Source organism: Cupriavidus basilensis (assembly GCF_000876015.1).
Taxonomy (GTDB): domain Bacteria; phylum Pseudomonadota; class Gammaproteobacteria; order Burkholderiales; family Burkholderiaceae; genus Cupriavidus; species Cupriavidus basilensis_B.
Genome location: NZ_BBQM01000015.1, coordinates 156,001 through 175,986 on the forward strand (window position 1 = coordinate 156,001; position 19,986 = coordinate 175,986).

Genomic DNA, 19,986 nt, shown 5'->3' on the forward strand with positions numbered 1-19,986 from the left:
CTGGCGGCTTAGCGGTGGCGGTCGGCGACTTGCAGGCGGGCGGCGCGCGCGGCGTATTCGTCGGTGTCGCGCTGCTCGCGGCGCGAGAGGGCTTGCTGCTCGCGCGTCTCGGCGCGGGTGATGAGGGTGTCGAACGAGTTCTGGCGGCGCTTCTGCTGCTGCCAGTTGGCGCGCCCGGCCAGCAGCTGCGCCTCGGCGCGCGCGAGCGCCTCGGTCTGCTGGCGGATGGCGGTGTCGAGCGAGGCCAGGAACTGGGCGAAGTCCTGCCAGCGCGTGGAGGTCATGCCGTCCTGGGCGATGGCCTGCATGCGCTCGCGGTATTCCTGCCGGTACTGGGTGAGCGCGGCAAGCTGCTGCTCGGCCTGGTTGCGCAGGCCCTGCAGCCGGCCCAGCTCGCGCGCGGCCGCATCCGTATCGTTCTGGGCCAGGTCGGCCAAGGTATTCAATGCAGATGGCTTAGCCATGTTCGCTCCGTTGGAAGATGCCGTGCAGCTGGCCGATCGAGGCGTCGTAGCCGGCGCGCTCGTGGATGTCCTGCTGGAGGAACGCTTCCATCTGCGGGTGCAGGTGGATGGCGAGGTCCAGTTCCGGATCGTTGCCGGGCACGTAGGCGCCCACGCTGATCAGGTCGCGGTTGCGCTGGTAGCGCGACATCAGCTGCTTGAAGCGCCGCACCGAGGCGAACTGCATCGGCTCGACCAGCGCCGTCATGGCGCGGCTGATGGAGGCTTCCACGTCGATGGCCGGATAGTGGCCCGACTCGGCCAGGCTGCGCGAGAGCACGATGTGGCCGTCGAGAATGGCGCGCGCGGAGTCGGCGATCGGGTCCTGCTGGTCGTCGCCCTCGGTCAGCACCGTGTAGAACGCGGTGATCGAGCCGCCGCCTTCGGGGCCGTTGCCGGTGCGCTCCACCAGCGTGGGCAGCTTGGCGAACACCGAGGGCGGATAGCCCTTGGTGGCGGGCGGCTCGCCGATGGCCAGGGCGATCTCGCGCTGGGCCATCGCGTAGCGCGTGAGCGAGTCCATGATGAGCAGCACGTGGCGGCCCTGGTCGCGGAAATACTCGGCCAGGCGCGTGGCGTAGGCGGCGCCCTGCATGCGCAGCAGCGGCGAGGTGTCGGCGGGCGCCGCCACCACCACCGAGCGCCGGCGGCCGTCCTCGCCGAGGATGTTCTCGATGAAGTCCTTCACTTCGCGGCCGCGCTCGCCGATCAGGCCGACCACGATGACCTCGGCGCTGGTGTAGCGCGCCATCATGCCCAGCAGCACGCTCTTGCCCACGCCGGAGCCGGCGAACAGGCCCATGCGCTGGCCGCGGCCGACCGTGAGCATGCCGTTGATGGCGCGCACGCCCACGTCCAGCACGGTCTCGATCGGGGCGCGCTCGAGCGGGTTGATCTGGGTGCCGCCGAGCGTGACCTCGGTGGCGGCGCTGATGGGGCCGAGCCCGTCGAGCGGGCGGCCGGCGGCGTCGAGCACGCGGCCCAGCAGCCCTTCGCCGACCGGCAGGCGCTTGGAGCCGGGCTCGCGCGGGGCGGCGTCGCCGCTGGGGCGCGGCGTGGGTTCGAGCGGGTACACGCGCGCGCCGGGCACCAGGCCGACCACGTCGGACTGCGGCATCAGGTAGAGGCGGTCGGCGCCGAAGCCGACCACTTCGGCCTCGGCCATGCGCGGGCCGGTGCCCTTGCCGCCGGGCGACTGGCCGCCGGGCAGCTCGATCAGGCAGTCGCTGCCGACCGGCATGCGCAGGCCCACGGCCTCCAGCACCAGGCCGGCGGCGCGCGTCAGGCGGCCGCAGCTGCGCTTGCTGTCGAGTTCAGCGAGGCCGGCCGAGGCGCTGGCCAGCGCGTCGCGCCAGCGCTGGCCGTGCAGGCCGGGCAGCGCGGGCGCGGCAGGCGCCGGCGCGGCGTGGTCGGGCTTGGCCGCGCTGTTGTCAGGCATGGGGCGGCTCCCACGGGTCGTCGCGGCCGAGCGCCTTGACCACGCGGTTCCAGCGCGTGGACAGCGTGGCGTCGAGTTCGCCGCTGGCGGCGCTGGCCACGCAGCCGCCCCGCGCCACCGCGGGTTCGGCGCGCACGTTCCAGCCGGCGGCTTCGAGCTCGCCGGCCAGGTGGGTTTCCACCAGCGCCACGTCTTCGGGGTTGAGCAGCAGGCAGGGCGAGCCGGACAGCGCCGGCTCGGCGGCCAGCAGCTCGCGCACGGCCGGCAGCAGCACCGCGGGATCGGCCGCCACGGTCTGCTGCACCAGCTGGCGCGCCACGTCGAGCGCCAGCGCGATCAGGGTCTGGGCCACTTCCTCGTCCACGCGGCCGAGCGCGTGGCTGAAGGTGGCGGCCAGCTCCTGCAGGCGGCCGGCTTCGGCGCGCGCGCTTTCCAGGCCGCGCGCATAACCCTCGCGGTGGCCGTCGCCGTAGCCCTGGGTCTGGCCCTGGGTATAACCCTGGGCGTAGCCCTCCTTGCGCGCGCCTTCGCGCATGGCGTCGAGCGCGGCGAAGTCGATCGGGGGCGGGGCCGGCTCGAACGGCATGAACGCCGACGGCTCCGGCTCGGCGTCGCGCGGGTCGAGCGACACCATCTGCCAGCGCTGCCAGCCGCTTTTCTGCGGGGTGCGGCCGCCCGGCGGGGCGAAGCTGGTGAATTCGTTCTGGCCGCCCTGGCCGCCCTGGCCGCCTTGATTGCCCTGGCCATTCTGGCGCGGGCCGCCGCGGCCGCCCGCGCGGCGGCCATCGCCGCCGTCGCCGCCACCGCTGTTGCCGCTGTTGCCCTGGCGGTCGCCGCGGGCATTCGTGTAGGCCGGGTCCGCGGCATAACCGCGGAACTGGCCGAGGGCACGTTCAGACGTAGGCATCGTCGCCACCACCGATTACAACTTCGCCGGCTTCGGCCAGGCGGCGCACCACCTGGAGGATGTTCTTCTGTTCGGCCTCGACCTGCGAGACCCGTACCGGGCCCAGCGCCTCGAGGTCTTCGCGCAGCATTTCGCCGGCGCGGGTAGACATGTTGCGGATGAACTTGTCGCGCAGTTCCACCGGCGCGCCCTTGAGCGCGACGATGAGCGATTCGGTGGCCACTTCCTTGAGCACGCGCTGGATGCCGCGGTCGTCCACTTCCATCAGGTTCTCGAACAGGAACATCTCGTCGATGATCTTCTGGGCGAGGTCGCCGTCGTGCAGGCGCACGCCTTCGATGACCGCTTCCTCGTGGGCCGTGCTCATCAGGTTGATGATCTCGGCCGCGGTGCGCACGCCGCCCATGCGGCTGCGCTTGAGGCTCTGGCCCGCCAGCAGCTTGGTCAGCACGTCGGTCAGCTCCTGCAGCGCGCCCGGCTGCACGCCGCCGAAGGTGGCGATGCGCAGGATCACGTCGTTGCGCAGGCGGTCCGTGAACATGCCGAGGATCTCGGACGACTTCTGGCGGTCCAGGTGGATCAGGATGGTGGCGATGATCTGCGGATGCTCGTCGCGGATCAGCTCGGCCACCGAGGTGGAATCCATCCAGTTCAGCGAGTCGATGCCGCTGCCCGGGTCGCGCGATTCCAGGATGTCCTCGATCACCGACAGCGCGCGTTCCTCGCCCAGCGCCTTGTTCAGCACGCTGCGGATGAAGGTGCTCGAGTCCACGTCCAGCGCCATGTACTGCTCGGTCTCGGAGCGGAACTCGGCCAGCACCTCGGCCATCTGCTCGCGCGTCACCGAGGTGAGCGCCGCCATCGCCTGGCCCAGGGCCTGCACCTGCGGCGGTCCGAGATGCTTGAAGACCTCGGCCGCGGCGTCTTCCCCGAGCGACATCATCAGGATGGCGCTCTTCTGCAACCCTTCATCGTTCATCTTTGGACATCCAGTTCTTGATCACGCTGGCGACCAGGCGCGGGTCGCGCTGCGCAGCGTCGCGCACCAGGGCGAGATCGCTTTCGTATTTGGCGGCAAGCCGCAGGACTTCCGGATTGGACGGCTCTTCGGCGGGCAGCAGCACGGCCTGCTCTTCGGCGGTCTTCTCCTGTGGCGGCGGCAGCGGCGGCGCGGTGTACTTGCGCAGCACCGGGCGGGCGATCTTGAACCACACGAACGCGGCCAGCAGGGCCAGCATCAGGTAGCCGGCCACGGTCTTGGCCAGCGCGATCATGTCCGGCTGCTTCCACAGCGGCAGTTCGGGCTTGATGTCGACCTCGGCGGTAAACGGGCTGTTGACCACGTTGAGCGAGTCGCCGCGCTCGGCGGAGAAGCCCATCGCTTCCTTGGTCAGGTTCTCGATCTGGGTGAGCTGCGTGGCGGGCAGCGCCTCGGCCACCATCTTGCCGTTGGCGCCGGCCTTCTGGCGGTAGTTGACCACCACCGCCACCGACAGGCGCTTCACGCCGCCCGGGGCCTGCTGCACGTGGCGCACGGTGCGGTCGAGCTCGTAGTTGGTGGTGGAGTCCTTGCGGTTGCTGCTCGGGCCGGTCTGGGCCGTGCTGGTGGCGCCGGTCTGCGCCGGCTGCCCGGCCTGGCCTTGCTGGCCGGGCTGCTGGCCCGGCTGGTTGGGCTGGCCGGGGCGCGGCGGCTGGGCCGTGGCGATCGGCGCGGTGGCGGGCGCGGGCGGCTGGTTGGACAGCGCGCCGGGCACGCCGCCGACGGGCGCGGCGCCCTGCTGGCTCGATTCGCTCGACTGCTGGCTGCGGATGGCCGCGCGGGTCGGGTCCTGGTTGGGCTTGAATGACTCGTCGGTGTGCTCGACGATGGCGAAGTCCACGTCGGCCGTGACCTGCGCCTTGACGTTGTCCTGGCCGACCAGCGGCGCCAGGATGGCTTCCACGCGCTGCGCGTAGTTGCGCTCCAGCGCCTGCACGTACTTGATCTGGCTGGCGTCGAGCATGCGCTCGTTGGTGCCGTTGCCCGACAGCAGGTTGCCGTGCTGGTCGACGATGGAGATCGACTTGGGCGTGAGTTCCGGCACGCTGGACGACACCAGGTAGCTGATCGCCGCGACCTGGCCGTCGTCGATGGCGCGGCCCGGGTAGAGCTGCAGTATCACCGAGGCGGTCGGCTTCTGGCGCTCGCGCACGAACAGCGTGGGCTTGGGGATGGCCAGGTGCACGCGCGCGGACTGCACCGCGCCGATCGACTCGATCGAGCGCGCCAGCTCGCCTTCCAGGCCGCGCTGGTAGTTGACCTGCTCGGCGAACTGGCTGATGCCGAACTTCTGCGAGTCCATCAGCTCCATGCCGGTGGTGCCGCTCTTGGGCAGGCCCTGGGAAGCCAGGCGCAGGCGGGTCTCGTGGACCTTGTCGGACGGCACCATGACCGCACCGCCGCCCTCGGCGAACTTGTACGGCACGTTCATCTGCTGCAGGGAGGCGATGACGGCACCGCCGTCGCGCTCGGACAGGTTGCTGTAGAGCACCTTGTAGTCCGGCGCGCGCGACCACAGCACGCCCACCGCGATGGCCGCGGCAAGCGCCGCGGCACCCAGCATCATGGGCAGGCGCGGATTGGCCTTGAGGCGCTCGAACAGCTCGGATTTGCCCGACAGGGCGGCCACGGCGTTCATGCGCGCGCCCCGGTCATGGCCAGGATGGGCAGGGCCGGATGGCGGGCGGCGCTCTGGCTGCCCTGTCCACCCCGGCTGGCCTGGAGCATCCCGGCTACGGCATGGCTAAGATCACGCTGCTGACAAAACACGCGTACTCCCCGCGATAGTTGATCAAGATTCGGGTCCCGGAGCGGGCGCGGCAACGCGGCAGCGCCCCAGATCCGGCACGGTATCGATCATCGTCCAGGCGCGGCGCCGACAATCACGGGAATAAGCCTCGTTTTCCACCCGATTTCCCGCAATGGGCCGCCCGGCGGGGCAGGTACGCTTCGGGGGCTGGCACAGGTGGCGTGCGCGGATGCGGTCTTGCGGCATGCGCGCGCACCCCGGCGGATTTGCCGGCAGCGGCGCGGGGAGGGTCCGGCGCCATGTTCAACGACTTGACTCTTTGCGGGACCGGCTTGCCCCGAGCGGGCGCGGCGGGTTCCGAGCGGATCGCCATGACTACCATCTCTTCCATCGAAGGCATGCTGCAGCAGTTGCGCGGGCTGGCCCAGAGCGCCACCGGCACGCAAAGCCAGGCCACCACGGCCGCGGCCGCCGGCCCGGGCAGCTTCGCCAGCGAACTGCAGCGCTCGCTGGCGCGCGTCAGCGCCGTGCAGGAACACGCCTACGGCCAGGCCGACGCCTTCGAGCTGGGCAAGCCCGGCGTGTCGCTCAACGACGTGATGATCGACATGCAGAAGGCCAACGTGTCGTTCCAGACCGCCGTGCAGGTGCGCAACCGGCTGGCCGGCGCCTACCAGGAAATCATGAGCATGACGGTGTAACGGCCGCCGGGCCGGCGGCGCCGGTCCTAGATGGTTCGTTTGCCGGAAGAAGACCTCCGTTCGCGGGCGCGGGCGGGGGTTTTCGCGTTTTTTGGGCGGGGGCTGGCGAATGCCGCCGTGCCGGATTTCCCGGCGCCGCTGCCTTTGCCTTATATCCGGAAATACTCCGCCGCGCCCGGCTCGCGGGCCGGCTTGCACACCAGATCGCCGCCGTGCCCGGCATACACGAGGCAATGCCCGGGCGTGTCGCGGTTGACCACGCTCACGCCCTGGGCGATGACCGAGCCGTCGCCCACGTGGCTGCGGCCGATGATGGCGGTGTTGGGATACATCACCACGCCGTCGCCGATCACCGGCGCCACGCCGTGGTTCTTGCCGACCGTGGAGTTCTGGTACAGCACCAGATAATTGCCGTAGGTCGCCTTTGCCAGCACGATGCCGACCGAGTGGCCGATGAAGAAGACTTCCGGCAGCTCGACCTCGTAGAACATGTCGATGCCGTTGAGCGCCTTGTTCAGCAGGAACAGCCGCGTGCAGGCCTGCGCGTTGCCTTCGTTGCGCCAGATGGTGTTGGCCAGGTAATAGAGATACTGGCAGTACTGGCTCGAATGCAGGTAGTTGAAGCGCCCGGGCTGCCACATGCGCACGGCGGCGATGCAGCGCTCGAGCCGGGCCAGCGCTTCGGGCTGGTGGCGGGCGATCACGGGCAGCAGGGCGTCGGCCTTGCCGTCCGGCACCAGCGCGGCCACCTGGGCGCAGGTATAGGCCGCCAGGCTCTGCGGGGTCTGGTCGATCAGTTCCACGTTCGGATTCCTTGCAGGTGAGCGGCCACTACGTCGCGCACGTCGCGCGGCGCCACGCCGAGCGCGCGCAGGCGCGCCACGCTGCACACCGCGGCCGGCTGGGGCCGGGTGGCGCGGGCCAGCTCGACCTGCCAGCCGGCGCGGTTGAACACTTCGGCCAGTTCGCCGTTGGAGACGTTGGCGCCGCTGGCCACGTTGAAGATGCCTTGCGCGCCCTGCGCGGACATGGCGGCCAGCGCCTGGACCACGTCGTCGAGATGGATGTAGTCGCGCACGAAGGCGGCGTCGCTGTCGAGGCGGAACGCGCGCTCAGCGGCGGCGCGCTGCAGCCATTCCGAGAGGAAGCCCGGCGCGCCGGCGCACCAGTCGAACACGCACGACAGGCGCGCCACGGCGGTGCGCCGCGGTGCCAGCGTGAGGCACAGGTTCTCGCCCAGCGCCTTGGACAGGTCGTAGAGGTGGCGCGGGTTGGCCGGCTGCAGCGTGAGCGCGCCGGCTTCGTCGCCCACCGGCAGCGCGGAACTGTCGTACAGGCGGGTCGAGGACAGGTAGATCAGGTGGTCCCAGCGGCCCGCGCGCAGCAGCGCCGCCAGCAGGCCGACGTGGGCTTCCACCGTGTCGAACGGGCGCGCGGCGAAATCGGCGGTCAGGCCCGCGCAGTAGAACACACGGCCGAGGTCGCGCTCGAACAGGCCGGCGTCGTCGCGGCGCGGCACGTAGACTTCATGCCCGGCGTGGCGCAGCGCGCGCACCAGGCGCTGGCCGACGAAGCCGGCTCCGCCGATCACGGTGCACGGCGCGGCGGGGCCGCCGGGTGTGGAGGCGCTCACGTCGTTGCTCACGCCGCTCACGACAGCGGGTGGTGCAGCGCCGGGTCGCGGTGCCACAGCAGCTTGGGGCTGACGTGGTGGCAGACCGAGAAGTCCGCGCCCTGCAGCAGCGCCGGGTCCTTGACCGCGACCATGTTGAAGCCGTGCGCCGGGCCTTCCAGGTAGACCTCGTCGACCGGGATCAGCTCGATCGGGCGGCCGGACATGTCCACGTTGGAGTTGAAGTCGCGCACCGCGAACACGCTGTAGCCGAAGCCTTGCAGCATGCGGATGATCTCGGCGTTTTCCAGGCCGTTGCTCCAGTCCACGTAGTGGCGGTGCACCTCGAACACGATGTTGGGCGCGTCCGGGGCCGGGCGCGACAACTGGTTCTTCGCGCCCTTGAACACGTCGAGCTCGGCGCCCTCGATGTCCAGCATGATGAGGCTGAGCTTGTCGAGCTTCTGCTGCGCGCAGTAGTCGTCGATGGTGATGGTGGCGAAGCTGCTGTCGTCGGTGGCCGTGCTGGCCTCGGCGCGCTCGGCGTGGGCGAACGAGTCGTTGCCGACCAGGCGCAGTTGCGTGCTGCTGTCGGACCACAGGCCCAGGCGCCAGCTCTTGATGTTCTCCACCGCGTTGAGCTTCGCGTTGTTGCGCAGCATGCCGAGCTGGTCGGCGTTGGGCTCGAAGGCGTGGCAGGTGCCGCCGGCGGCGGCCAGCTGCCGGGCCATCAGGATCACCTGGTCGCCGAAGTAGGCGCCGCCCACCACCGCGTTGCCGCCGCGCTGGCACAGCTTGACCAGCAGCTTGGTGGTCTGCGGCTCCCACACGTGGTCCGGCTGCGCCGGCGTGCTCATGAGGAAGTCGCGCGCGATCTTGGTGCGGTAGAGGAATTCGAACACGGTGCCGTCGGCCAGCGTCTTGCGCAGGCGCGAGTCGTCGTCGTACATGGCGTCGACGATGGGGCCGGTGATGTCGTCGCGCACGCTGCCCGCGTAGCCGGACAGGTCGGCCTCGATGGACTTGCACAGGGCGACCAGCCGGTCGCGCGCGGCCTCGCTGTTGCCAACTTCGCGCAGGGCTTGGGACAGTTTCTGCAAGGTGTCGGTACTCATGGATTGGCTCCGAAGTTTGGCTTGTTGGTCGGTGACCGGTTGAATGCGGTGTGGATGAGGGTTCAGTACGCGCGGGCCGCCGCCAGGCGAGGCAGCGCCATGTCCTTGGCGGAGACGAGCCGGGACGCGCACGGCGGCCAGGCGATGCCGGTCTCCGGGTCGTCCCAGCGCACGCCGCCGCTGTGCGCGGGCGCGAACGGCACGGTCATCTGGTAGAAGACCTCGGACAGCTCGGTCAGGGTCTGGAAACCGTGCGCCACGCCGCGCGGGATGTAGAGCGCGCGCTGGTTGTGCGCCGACAGCTCCACCGAGAACCACTGGCGGTAGCTGGCCGAATAGGGCCGCAGGTCCAGCAGCGCGTCGAACACCGCGCCGGTGGTGACGCGCACCAGCTTGTCCTCGCCGGCGGGCTCGTATTGCAGGTGCATGCCGCGCACGATGCCCGCGCGCGTGTTGCGCGACACGCTCTGCTGCACGAAGCGGCCGTTGAGCCCGCGCTCGGCGAAGGCGTCCACGCACACGGTGCGGGCGAAGAAGCCGCGCTCGTCGGCGAGCGGCTCCGGGTCCACCAGCCAGGCGCCCTCGATGGGAGTCGGCGTGAAGATCATGGCAGCTCCGTCATGGCAGCACCGCGGTTTCCGGGATGGCCACCACGAAGCGCCCGCCCCACTCGCGGATGCCGGCCATCTGCGCCATCACCTCGTCCTTGATGTTCCACGGCAGGATCAGCAGGTAGTCGGGGCGGTCGCCGAAGACGTGCTCGGGCGCCACCACCGGGATGCGCGTGCCGGGCAGCAGGCGGCCCTGCTTGGTGGGGTTGCGGTCCACCACGTAGTCGATGAAGTCGGTGCCCGCGCCGCAGTAGTTGAGCAGCGTGTTGCCCTTGGCCGCGGCGCCGTAGGCGGCAATGCGCCTGCCGGCGTTGCGCGCCTCGATCAGGAAGGACAGCAGGTCGCGCTTGGCCTTGCGCACGCGCTCGGCGAAGCCCGCGTAGAGCGCCGTGCTGGTCAGGCCGGCGGCGTGCTCCTCGGCCAGCGCGGCGGCGACCGCCGGCGTGGCGGCGTGGGCCGCGCCCGCGTGGCAGGCGAACACGCGCAGGCTGCCGCCGTGGGTGGGCAGGTGCTCGACGTCGAACACGCGCAGGCCGGCCCGGGCGAAGACGGGCTGCAGCGCCGCCAGCGACAGGTAGGAGTAGTGCTCGTGGTACAGCGTGTCGAACTGGTTCTGCTCGATCAGGCGCAGCAGGTGCGGAAATTCCAGCGTGATCACGCCCTGCGGCTTGAGCACCACCGGCATGCCGCCGACGAAGTCGTTGATGTCCGGCACGTGCGCCAGCACGTTGTTGCCCAGCAGCAGGTCGACCTGCCAGCCTTCCTCGCGCAGGGCGCGCGCGCTGGCCGTGCCGAAGAACAGCTCGCGGCTGTCCACGCCCCTGGCGCGCGCGGCGGCGGCGGTGTTGGCGGTGGGCTCCACGCCCAGGCACGGCACGCCGGCCTGCACGAAATACTGCAGCAGGTAGCCGTCGTTGCTGGCCAGCTCCATCACGCGGCTGCCGGCGCCGAGGCCGAAGCGCGCGGTCATGGCGCCGACGTAGCGGCGCGCGTGCTCGAGCCAGGACGACGAATACGAGGAGAAATACACGTAGTCGTCGTGGAAATGGGTTTCTGCCGGCGTGGCGTCGCGCAGCTGGACCAGCCAGCAGTGCTCGCACACCATCGCGTGCAGCGGGTAGAAGGTCTCGGCGCGGGCCGCGTCGCCGGCCTTGATGAAGGCGTTGGAGACCGGCGAGAGGCCGAGGTCGACCACGGTTTGCGCCAGCGGCGCGCCGCAGGCGCGGCAGGGCGCCTGCGTGGCGGCGTGGTTGGCTTGGACAGCGTCTGTCATACGCGGAATTGATCGATTTGTCGTTCGGTCACGGCGCGGGCCGCGGCGGGGTCCGCCTGCACGGCGCGATACCAGTGGGCGGTGGCGGCCAGCGCCTGGTCGAGCGCCCAGCGCGGCTGCCAGCCGAGCATGTCCCTGGCCAGGGACGAGTCCAGGTGCAGGTTGCGCGCTTCGTGCGGCGCGCCGGCGCCGGTGTCGGCCAGTTGCCAGCGCAGTTCGGGCCAGTGCCGTTCGAGCGCGGTCAGCACCGCGCCCACGGCCAGGTTGCCCGATGCCTGCGGGCCGAAGTTGAAGGCCCGCGCGAGGGCCGGCTCGCCGCCCATTAGCCGCGCGCCCAGCAGCAGGTAGCCGTGCAGCGCCTCCAGCACGTGCTGCCACGGGCGCGTGGCGTGCGGGTTGCGGATCTCCAGCACGCCGCCGGCGGCGGCCGCGCGCGCGGCGTCGGGCACCAGGCGGTTGTCCGCCCAGTCGCCGCCGCCGATCACGTTGCCGGCGCGCGCGGTGGCCACCAGCACGCCGCGCTCGGCCAGGAAGGCATTGCGGTAGCTGGCGGCGACCAGCTCGGCCGCGGCCTTGCTGGCGCTGTAGGGGTCGTGGCCGCCGAGCGGGTCGGTCTCGCGGTAGCCCCAGACCCACTCCTTGTTGTCGTAGCACTTGTCGGTGGTGATCACCACCACCGCGCGCACGCCCGGGCACTGGCGCACGGCGTCGAGCAGGTTGACGGTGCCCATCACGTTGGTGGCCCAGTTGGCCACCGGGTCGCGGTAGCCGGCGCCGACCAGCGGCTGCGCCGCGAGGTGGAACACGATTTCCGGCTGCGCGTCCCGCAGCGCGCGGGCCAGCGTATCGGCCTCGCGGATGTCGGCCAGGTGGTGGCCGTGCAGCGTGTCGGCCACGCCCGCGGCGGTAAACAGGCCGGCCGGCTGCTCCGGCGGCAGCGCATAGCCGCTCACGCGCGCGCCCAGGCGCGCCAGCCACAGCGCCAGCCAGGCGCCCTTGAAGCCGGTGTGCCCGGTCAGGAAGACGCGGCGGCCCGCGTAGTGGCCGAGCCTGTCCGCCATCGGGTTCGCCGCGCTCATCGCGCTCATCGCGCCCGCCGTGCTCACCACGTCTTCCACGGGGCCGCGCCCGACTGCCACAACTGCTCGAGCATGTTCTTCTCGCGCAGGGTGTCCATCGGCTGCCAGAAGCCCTGGTGCTCGAAGGCCAGCAGGTGCCCGCGCGTGGCGAGCTCTTCCATCGGGCCTTGTTCCCAGCTGGTCTTGTCGTCGCCGATCAGGTCGATCACCTCGGGCTGCAGCACGAAGAAGCCGCCGTTGATCCAGGCGCCGTCGCCGCGCGGCTTCTCGGCGAAGCCGGCCACCATGCCCTCGCTGGTGCGCTCCAGCGCGCCGTAGCGCCCGGGCGGCTGCACCGCGGCCACCGTGGCCCAGCGGCCGTGGTTGCGGTGGAAGGCGATCTCGGCGGTGAGGTCGATGTCGGACACGCCGTCGCCGTAGGTGAAGCAGAACGGCTCGCCCGGCGTGAGATAGTCGCGCACGCGGCGCAGGCGCCCGCCGGTCTGCGATTCCTCGCCGGTGTCGACCAGCGTCACGCGCCACGGCTCGGCCTTGCGGCAGTGCACGTCCATGCGGTTTTCCGACATGTCGAAGGTCACGTCCGACATGTGCAGGAAGTAGTTGGCGAAGTACTCCTTGATGACGTAGCCCTTGTAGCCCAGGCAGATGACGAAGTCGTTGATGCCGTGCGCGGCGTACATCTTCATGATGTGCCACAGGATCGGCTTGCCGCCGACCTCGATCATGGGCTTGGGCCGCAGGTGCGACTCTTCGGAAATGCGGGTACCCAGCCCGCCCGCCAGGATGACGGCTTTCATGCGGCTTTCTCCAACACCTGGATGCCCAGGATCTCGTGGGTGGAAGGACGGCCCTGGCTGTCGATCAGCGCCAGGTCCAGGCCGAACTGCTGCTGCAGGATCTCGGCCAGCGGTGTCTTGTCGTGCCCGCCCGCTTCCATGCGGGCGCTGAGCAGCCGGTACAGCGGCAGGTGGTACGGGCGCAGGTTGACGGCTTCCATCAGCAGTTCCAGCGCGCGCTCGTGGTCGCCGGTGCGCTGCGCCATCTCGCCGAGCGCGAAGGCGATCAGCCAGTGCTTGCTCCACTTGGCCGACATGTTCTCCAGCAGGCTGTTCAGCTCGATGTGGCGGCCTTCTTCCAGCAGCATCCCGATGGTCAGCACGAGGTGCTCCATCGGATGCCAGGCGCCGGCGCAGAACACGCCGTCCTGCGCGCGCGGCGCCAGGTGGCCGATGTCGCGGTGCCGGCCGACCAGCTCCGCGAGCTGGTCCTCGAACCAGCGCGTGAAGCCGGCCGCGTCGAAGATCGCGCTTTTCTCGAAGCGGTGGCGCAGGCTCAGGCGCAGGGCGTTGAGCTGTTCGGCGTCGGCGGCCAGCTGCGCGGCCATCGTCACGTAGTCCGCCTCGGTCTCGCAGATCAGGCCGTCGAGCCCCACCGCGTGCAGGAACGGCGCCGACACCCGCGTGTGGAACGCCGGGCCGGCCAGCGTCACCAGCGGCACGCCCATCCACAGCGTGTCGCAGGTGGTGGTGCCGCCGGTCACGGGCGAGGTGTCCAGCGCGATGTCGATGTCGTGGTAGGTCAGGTACTGGTTCTTGCCCTCGCGCGGGATGCAGGTCACGCGCTGCGGATCGATGCCGGCCTGCGCCATGCGCGCGAGCAGCGGCTCGCGCACGCTGTCCTTGTCCAGCTCGGCGGCTTCCACCAGCAGGCGGCTGCCGGGCACGCGCGCCAGCACCGCGCTCCACAGGCGCAGGGTGCGGCCGGTGATCTTGCCGAGGTTGTTGCACGAGCCGAAGGTGATGAAGCCGTTGCGCAGCGCGGGCGTCTCGCGCACCTGGTATTGCGGCTGGTAGGCCAGCAGCGGGCTGTGCACCAGCGGCTGGTAGGCGGCGAACACCGGCGCGCGCAGCAGGTTCTCGGTGTAGTGCGCCTCGAAGCCGGCCGGGTCGCCGGTCCAGTCGGTGACGCGGTGGTGGATGGCCGGGATGCCGGTGCTGCCCGGGTAGCCGAGCCAGGTGACCTGCACCGGCGCCAGGCCGTGGACCATGTATTGCAGCGGCGGCGTGCCGGTGTAGCCGCCGAGGTCGATCAGCGCGTCGAGGTGTTCGTCGCGCACGGCCTGCACGACGTCGGCGTCGCTCTTGTTGGCCAGTTGCACGAAGCGGTCCGAATAGATCTCGAGCTTGTGCGTGATCTGGTCGCGGTACGCGTGCAGGCCGAGCAGCACGACCTCGAAGCGCGCGCGGTCCAGGTTGGCCAGGAACGGCACCAGGAAGTAGGCGCAGGCGTGGCGGTACAGGTCGTTGGACAGGATGCCCAGGCGGATGCGGCCGCCGGCCGCCGGCGCGGGCGTGCGCGCCGCGCCGGGGATCGGCTTGGCGGCCAGCAGGCGGGCGAAGCCCTGCGCCTCGGCCAGCAGGTCGGCGGCGGTGGTCTGTTCGCCGAACAGCATCAGGAACAGCAGGTTGGTGCGGATGCTGCGGTTCTCGGGCTCGATCCGGGCAGCCTTGCGCAGGATGCCGACGGCTTCCTCGGCGTTGCCGGTGTCCCGCAGGTCGTTGGCGTAGTTGGCCAGCACGGAGGCGTTGTCCGGCGCCAGCGCCAGCGCCTTGACCGAGGCCTCGAGGGCCTGCGCGTGCAGGCCGAGCACGCGCAGGACGATGGCGTAGTTGGCCCAGCCGCCCAGCGACTGCGGGTGCCGCGCCACGCAGGTCTCGAGCTGCTCGCGCGCTTCCTGCAGGCGGCCCATCTTGTTCAGGATGCGCCCGCGCATGGTCATCAGGTCGGGGTTGTCCGGCGCCACCGCCAGCCCCTTGGCGATCCACTGGTAGGCCTCTTCGTCATGGTGCTGCGCCAGGTGCGCGAAGGCCAGCCAGTAGTAGGGCTGCGGCAGTCCGGGGTCGAGCTTGCGGGCCTTGGCCGCATGCTCGATCGCCTCCTGGTAGCGGCCGGCGAAATAGCTCGCGTCGGCCTTCTGGATGTGCTGGTTGGCCTTGGGGGTGGCGAGGGTTTTCTTCATGGCTCAGGCGGGCGCGTGTTCGGTGGTGGTGGCGGACGGCTGCGCCGGCACGACTTCGATGCCGAGCACGTCGAACACCGTGGGCACGGCCTGCTGCCCGAGATAGTCCAGGCTCATGCCGAACTGCTGCTGCAGGAAGTCGGCCAGCACGGTCTTGTCGTAGCCGCATTCGTCCATGCGCGCGCTCAGCAGGCGGTACAGCGGCACGTGGTAGGCGCGCAGGCCGACGCTTTCCATCAGCAGGTCGATGGCGGCCTCCTTGTTGCCGCCGCGGTATTCCATCTCGGCCAGCACGTAGGGCACCAGCCAGTGCTTGCTCCACTTGGCGCTCAGGTTTTCCAGCAGGCTGCGGGTCTCGCCGAAGCGCCCGGCCTCGAGCAGGCCGGCGATGGCCACCACGATCTCGCCCATGCCGTGCCAGGCGCCGGCGAAGAACATGCCGTCGTGCTGGGCGGCGGGCGCCGGACCGCGCAGACCCCGCGGGTCGACCAGCGCCGCCAGTTCGGTCTCGAGCCAGCGCGCGAAGCCGGCGCCGTCGGCCACCGGGCTTTGCTCGAAGCGCTGGCGGATGCCCAGGCGCAGCGCGTTGAGCCCGTCGACGTCGCCGGCCAGCGTGGCGGCGGCGTCGACGTAGGCGTCCTTGTCGGCGCAGATCAGCCCGTCGAGGCCGAGCGCCTTGAGGAACGTGGCCGAGATGCGCGCGTGGTAGGCGTTGCCGGCCAGCGTGACCACCGGCACGCCCATCCACAGCGCGTCGCAGGTGGTGGTGCCGCCGGTCAGCGGCGCGGTGTCCAGCACGATGTCGATGTCGTGGTAGGTCAGGTACTGGTTGGCGCTGGCGCGCGGCACGCAGGTCACGCGCTGCGGGTCGATGCCGGCCTGCGCCAGGCGCGCGAGCAGCGGCGCGCGCACCGATTCCTGGTCGATCTCGCGCAGCTCCAGCAGCAGCCTGCTGCCCGGGCAGCGCGCCAGCACCGCCGCCCACAGGGCCAGCGTGCGCGCGGTGATCTTGCCGAGGTTGTTGCACGAGCCGAAGGTGACGAAGCCGTTGCGCAGCGCGGGCGTCTCGCGCACGCGGTATTTGGGCGCGTAGACCGACAGCGGGTCCTGCACCAGCGGCGCGTACACGTAGGAGACTTGCGGCGCGCGCAGCAGCGTCTCGGTGTAGTGCGACTCGAAGCCGGCCGGGTCGCAGGTCCAGTCGCTGATGCGGTAGCGGATGGCCTCCATGCCGGTGCTGCCGGGGTAGCCCAGCCAGGTCATCTGCACCGGCGCCAGGCCGTGCGCCATGTGCTGCAGCGGCGAATTGCCGGTATGGCCGCCGAGGTCCATCAGCACGTCGAGCTGCTCGGCGCGCACGGTGTCGATGAGCTGCTCGCGCGACATGCCCGCGAGCGGCACGAAGCGGTTGGCGTTCAGGCGGATCTTGTCGGTGACGTGGTCGCTGACCGGGTTCAGCGACAGCGCCACCACTTCCACGCGGCTGCGGTCGAGGTTGGCCAGCAGCGGCAGGATGAAATAGGCGCAGGCATGGCGCAGCAGGTCGTTCGACAGCAGGCCGAGGCGGATCGGCGCGCCCGGGCGCTGCGGCCGCGCCGGCTGCGGGCGCAGCAGGGGGGCGAGCTGGCGGCCGAAGGCCTTGGCCTCGCGCAGCAGGTCCTGCGCGGTGGTGGCCTGGTCGAACAGCATCACGAACAGCAGGTTGGCGCGGATCGCGGCGTCGCGCGGCGACAGTTGCACCGCGCGGCGCAGGGCCACGATGGCGGCGTCCATCTCGCCGGTTTCCTTGAGCGCGCTGGCGTAGTTGGCGTAGGCCACCGGCTCGTGCGGATCGAGCGCGAGGGCCTTCTGCGCGGCGTCGCGCGCGCCGGCGTACTCGCGCAGTTCCGCCAGCAGGGCGCCGTAGTTGATCCAGCCGTGGATCTGGCCCGGGGCCAGCTCGATGCAGCGCTCCAGCCAGGCGCGCGCGCGCGCGTGGTCGCCGTTGCGCATGGCGATGGCGCCGCCGAGCGCCATCAGGCGCGTGTGCTCGGGGAATTCCCGCAGCGCCTGGTCGATGACCTCGCCGGCGCGGATGGTGTCATGCAGCCCCAGGTAGGCCGCGGCCTGCCAGTAGCGGATCTCGGCCTGCCGGCCCAGCAGCTTCTCGGCCTTGTCGGCCTGCGCCAGGGATTCGCGGAACTTCCCCGCCTCATAGAGCGTCTGGGCCCTGGCGATCGGCGGCGGCAAGGTGGGAGCGTGCTGGGGTCGTTTCATCGTGAGTGGATTTCCAGGCATGCCGGAGCTGGCATTCCGATCGCCCACGACGCCTCGCGCGTACAGGAGAAATGACAATATCCGACGCCCTCAACCGTATCAGGGCGGCGTTTTCTTCAGAGGCGGGAATACAAGGCCAAAACGGGGCCAATTCATGGCCCGTGGCGGTGGCTGGCGGCGCGCCGGGGGCGCTCGCGGCCGGGGTGTGCCGGATCGGGCGCCGGCGCGCGGCTCAGGCGCCGCGGGCCGGCTTCGCGCCGGCCGCGCCCTCGCCGGCGGCGGCCTTTTCGAGCTGGTACAGCCAGGCCAGCAGCTCGGCCACGGCCACGTACAACTGCGGCGGGATGTGCGAGTCCAGGTCGACCTGCATCAGCAGCGTCACCAGCGCGGGGGAGTTGTGCACGTACACGCCGCTCTCGCGGGCGCGCGCGATGATGGCGTCGGCGATCTCGCCGTAGCCCTTGGCCACCACGCGCGGGCTGCCGTCGCGGCCTTCTTCGTAGGCCAGCGCGACCGCGCTGCCGCGCGCGTCGTCCTGCGGCATGGGCTGGCTCAAGGCAGGTTCTCCCCGGGCGAGAGGATGCCGTTGACGGCCAGCGCGGACAGATCGAGGCCGGTGGCGGCCAGCCGCTCCTGCAGCTGCGCGCGGGCCGCGTGCAGGCGGTTGACCGAGTCGGGCGCGGCCAGGCGCGCCTCGATGCGGTTGCCGGCCACGCTCAGGCGCGCCTCGACGGTGCCCAGGTGCGGGAACTGGAGCACCAGCTTGGTCGACCACGGCGCGCGCGCCGGGTCGGGCGCCTGGCCGTGGCCGCCCGCGTGGCGCTCCTCGGTCTCGCGGCGGATCTGCCAGTCCAGCGGCGTGCCGGGCCAGGCCTCGCCGATCCAGCGGAATTGCTGCGTGGCCAGGGTGTCGAGCTGCTGGCGCACCAGCGCGGCGGCGTCCGGGTGGACCGCCGGGCCGGCGGCCGGGGTGGCCGAAGCCGCGCCCAGGCGCGCGTCGCCGCCGCGGCCATCGGCCACGACACCGTCGGCGTCCACGTGGCGCGCCTGCGGCAGCGGGGCGGAGGCGGCCTGGTAGGCCTGCGTGGCCTGCTGCGCGAGATGGGCCGACGGCCCCTGCGGGACCGGCAGGCCGGACGTGGCCGGCGGCGCGCTGGATTGCGCGGCATGGCTGGCCGCGTTGGCCGGGTTGGCGGCGGGGGGCGGCGCGTCGTCGGCGGGCGCCTGGGTGTCCGGCTGGGCCACGATGGCGACCGTGGCCGCGGCCACCGCGCGGGCGTCCGCCGCGGCGGCCTGGGCCGCCGTGGGCGGCGCCACGGGGGCCGGCTGGTAGGTCAGCTGCAGGACCGGCGCGCCGTCGTCGGCGCCGGGCGCGGGGGCGCTGGCGGGCGCGGCCGGGCCGGGGCCGAGCGCGGCCTGCGGCTCGCGCATCAGGGCGTCGAGCGGCTGCGTGCCGTTGACCCACTGGCCCAGGTGCGATTCATAGAACAGGCCGCTTTGCCCGACCTGCTGCGCCAGCGCCGCGGCCAGCGCGCCGGTGCTGCCGGGTGCCGGCGCGCTGGGCAGCAGCGGGGCCGAGCCGCGCAGCGGGGCCGGCTCGGTGCCTTCGAGGATGTCCAGGATGACGCGCGCGGCCGAACTGAAGGTCTCGCGCGCGGAGGCCGGCGCGGCGCCGTCGGCGGGGTTCGGCGTGCCGCCGGTGACTATGCCGGGGCGGTTCTGCTGCACCGTGGCGCCGCTGTCGGCCGGCGCCACCGTCTCGGTGACGGCGCCGGCGGGCATCAGCGCGGCCAGCTTGGCCACGCTCAGCGCGGACTTGAGTCCCTGCGGGTCCGTGTTGCGCAGCGCCAGCGCGGGATCTGGCGGAAGATGGATGCCGACCATTCGGCGCGATCAGTAACGGGCGTCGGCGCCGTAGGCGTGATGCAGTTCCTGGCGGCGGCGCGAGTTGTTGAGCAGGTGGCCGAGCCGTTCGATCTGGGGCATCACCAGGTTGCGGATGGCGGCATCCTGCGACAGGATGGTCTCCAGCATCTGGTAGCGGTAGCGGCGCTCCTGCGGCGACAGCAGCACCACGTCGTCGTTGTTGCGCAGCACGTTGACCTGCGCCACGTAGCGCGCCTGCAGGGCGCTCAGCGCATCCCAGTCGCCGGCGCGGGCAGCCTCGCACATCTGGCCGGAGAGGACCAGCAAGGCTTCATAGCAGGCGATCAGGTGGTTCTTTTGCGTGAGCATGTCAGGCACCGATGGAGACGGCGTCCCTGGGGCGCAGCAATTGATGCTCCGGCTCGGGCTCGCGCGCGGGGTCGATCTGGCCCCAGGCCGCCGAGATGTCGGCCAGCAGCTTGTCCACTTCGAGCAGGCGCGCGTCGTCGTTGTGCAGGTTGGCGAGCATGAGCTGGCGCGCCATGTATTCGTAGAGGGAGTCGAGATTGGCCGCGAGCTCCTCGCCCGCCGTATGGTCGAGCGAGGCGCGCAGGCCGCTTTCGATGATCTCGATGGCCTTGGAGATGGCCATGCCCTTGTCGGCGACCTTGCCCGCTTCCATGTGGAAGCGGGCGCGGGCGATCGACGCGCGCGCGCCGTCGAACAGCATGACGATGAGCCGGTGCGGCGAGGCGCTCATGGCCCCGGTCTGGACGCCTACGTTGGCGTAGGCATTGGCGGCGGTGCGTGCGTACAT

Annotated in this window: 19 protein-coding genes; 1 reads left to right on the plus strand and 18 read right to left on the minus strand. The window is 71.2% G+C overall.

The features are described from left to right. Positions 1 to 8: 8 nt before the first annotated feature. The 5 genes from fliJ to fliF are packed head-to-tail and all read right to left on the minus strand — an operon-like array spanning position 9 to position 5,526. Complete coding sequence (fliJ, locus tag KF708C_RS14655; protein ID WP_029044218.1) at positions 9 to 464, minus strand: flagellar export protein FliJ; 456 nt, start codon at positions 462 to 464, stop codon at positions 9 to 11. Further along, the gene (fliI, locus tag KF708C_RS14660; RefSeq protein WP_020205880.1) at positions 457 to 1,941 is read right to left on the minus strand and encodes a flagellar protein export ATPase FliI; all 1,485 of its coding nucleotides are present in this window, start codon (positions 1,939 to 1,941) and stop codon (positions 457 to 459) included. Before fliI ends, fliJ begins: the two co-directional genes overlap by 8 nt. After that, a complete protein-coding gene (gene fliH / locus KF708C_RS14665; RefSeq protein WP_059412382.1) occupies positions 1,934 to 2,848 on the minus strand; it encodes a flagellar assembly protein FliH in 915 nt (304 codons plus the stop codon). The genes fliI and fliH overlap by 8 nt, the downstream gene beginning before the upstream one ends. Continuing rightward, a complete protein-coding gene (fliG, locus tag KF708C_RS14670; RefSeq protein ID WP_029044219.1) occupies positions 2,835 to 3,827 on the minus strand; it encodes a flagellar motor switch protein FliG in 993 nt (330 codons plus the stop codon). The genes fliH and fliG overlap by 14 nt, the downstream gene beginning before the upstream one ends. Next, complete coding sequence (gene fliF, locus KF708C_RS14675) at positions 3,817 to 5,526, minus strand: flagellar basal-body MS-ring/collar protein FliF (RefSeq protein WP_059412383.1); 1,710 nt, start codon at positions 5,524 to 5,526, stop codon at positions 3,817 to 3,819. Before fliF ends, fliG begins: the two co-directional genes overlap by 11 nt. Positions 5,527 to 6,008: 482 nt before the next feature. Between fliF and fliE the strand changes: the two genes are divergently transcribed. Beyond that, positions 6,009 to 6,338, plus strand: coding sequence for a flagellar hook-basal body complex protein FliE (gene fliE, locus KF708C_RS14680; RefSeq protein ID WP_059412384.1), 330 nt, complete (start codon positions 6,009 to 6,011; stop codon positions 6,336 to 6,338). A gap of 149 nt (positions 6,339 to 6,487) precedes the next feature. Here fliE and KF708C_RS14685 read toward each other — a convergent pair whose 3' ends face one another. The 13 genes from KF708C_RS14685 to fliS form a co-directional block, all read right to left on the minus strand. Continuing rightward, a complete protein-coding gene (locus KF708C_RS14685; RefSeq protein ID WP_059412385.1) occupies positions 6,488 to 7,141 on the minus strand; it encodes a hypothetical protein in 654 nt (217 codons plus the stop codon). Further along, entirely contained in the window at positions 7,132 to 7,983 is an 852-nt protein-coding gene (locus KF708C_RS36425; protein ID WP_197090360.1) for an NAD-dependent epimerase/dehydratase family protein, read from the minus strand. Before KF708C_RS36425 ends, KF708C_RS14685 begins: the two co-directional genes overlap by 10 nt. Before the next feature lie 5 nt (positions 7,984 to 7,988). Continuing rightward, positions 7,989 to 9,065, minus strand: coding sequence for an FkbM family methyltransferase (locus tag KF708C_RS14695; protein ID WP_059412387.1), 1,077 nt, complete (start codon positions 9,063 to 9,065; stop codon positions 7,989 to 7,991). 62 nt (positions 9,066 to 9,127) lie between these two features. Further along, positions 9,128 to 9,673, minus strand: a complete 546-nt coding sequence (gene rfbC, locus KF708C_RS14700; protein ID WP_059412388.1) for a dTDP-4-dehydrorhamnose 3,5-epimerase — start codon at positions 9,671 to 9,673, stop codon at positions 9,128 to 9,130. A 10-nt stretch (positions 9,674 to 9,683) separates the two neighbouring features. Next, the gene (locus KF708C_RS14705; protein ID WP_059412389.1) at positions 9,684 to 10,949 is read right to left on the minus strand and encodes a class I SAM-dependent methyltransferase; all 1,266 of its coding nucleotides are present in this window, start codon (positions 10,947 to 10,949) and stop codon (positions 9,684 to 9,686) included. After that, complete coding sequence (gene rfbG, locus KF708C_RS14710; RefSeq protein ID WP_059412608.1) at positions 10,946 to 12,010, minus strand: CDP-glucose 4,6-dehydratase; 1,065 nt, start codon at positions 12,008 to 12,010, stop codon at positions 10,946 to 10,948. Before rfbG ends, KF708C_RS14705 begins: the two co-directional genes overlap by 4 nt. A 41-nt stretch (positions 12,011 to 12,051) precedes the next feature. Beyond that, the gene (gene rfbF, locus KF708C_RS14715) at positions 12,052 to 12,825 is read right to left on the minus strand and encodes a glucose-1-phosphate cytidylyltransferase (protein ID WP_059412390.1); all 774 of its coding nucleotides are present in this window, start codon (positions 12,823 to 12,825) and stop codon (positions 12,052 to 12,054) included. Next, complete coding sequence (locus KF708C_RS14720) at positions 12,822 to 15,047, minus strand: O-linked N-acetylglucosamine transferase, SPINDLY family protein (RefSeq protein WP_059412391.1); 2,226 nt, start codon at positions 15,045 to 15,047, stop codon at positions 12,822 to 12,824. The genes rfbF and KF708C_RS14720 overlap by 4 nt, the downstream gene beginning before the upstream one ends. 3 nt (positions 15,048 to 15,050) lie before the next feature. Continuing rightward, positions 15,051 to 17,303, minus strand: a complete 2,253-nt coding sequence (locus KF708C_RS14725; RefSeq protein WP_059412392.1) for an O-linked N-acetylglucosamine transferase, SPINDLY family protein — start codon at positions 17,301 to 17,303, stop codon at positions 15,051 to 15,053. Between the two features lie 232 nt (positions 17,304 to 17,535). Then, positions 17,536 to 17,847 (minus strand): EscU/YscU/HrcU family type III secretion system export apparatus switch protein, encoded by a 312-nt coding sequence (locus KF708C_RS14730; RefSeq protein ID WP_059412393.1) that lies wholly within the window; start codon positions 17,845 to 17,847, stop codon positions 17,536 to 17,538. Between the two features lie 8 nt (positions 17,848 to 17,855). Beyond that, positions 17,856 to 19,187: a flagellar hook-length control protein FliK gene (fliK, locus tag KF708C_RS14735; protein ID WP_059412394.1), complete on the minus strand. Its 1,332-nt coding sequence runs from the start codon at positions 19,185 to 19,187 to the stop codon at positions 17,856 to 17,858. Between the two features lie 9 nt (positions 19,188 to 19,196). Beyond that, a complete protein-coding gene (locus KF708C_RS14740; protein WP_020205897.1) occupies positions 19,197 to 19,538 on the minus strand; it encodes a flagellar protein FliT in 342 nt (113 codons plus the stop codon). A gap of 1 nt (position 19,539) precedes the next feature. After that, positions 19,540 to 19,986, minus strand: a complete 447-nt coding sequence (gene fliS / locus KF708C_RS14745; protein WP_020205898.1) for a flagellar export chaperone FliS — start codon at positions 19,984 to 19,986, stop codon at positions 19,540 to 19,542.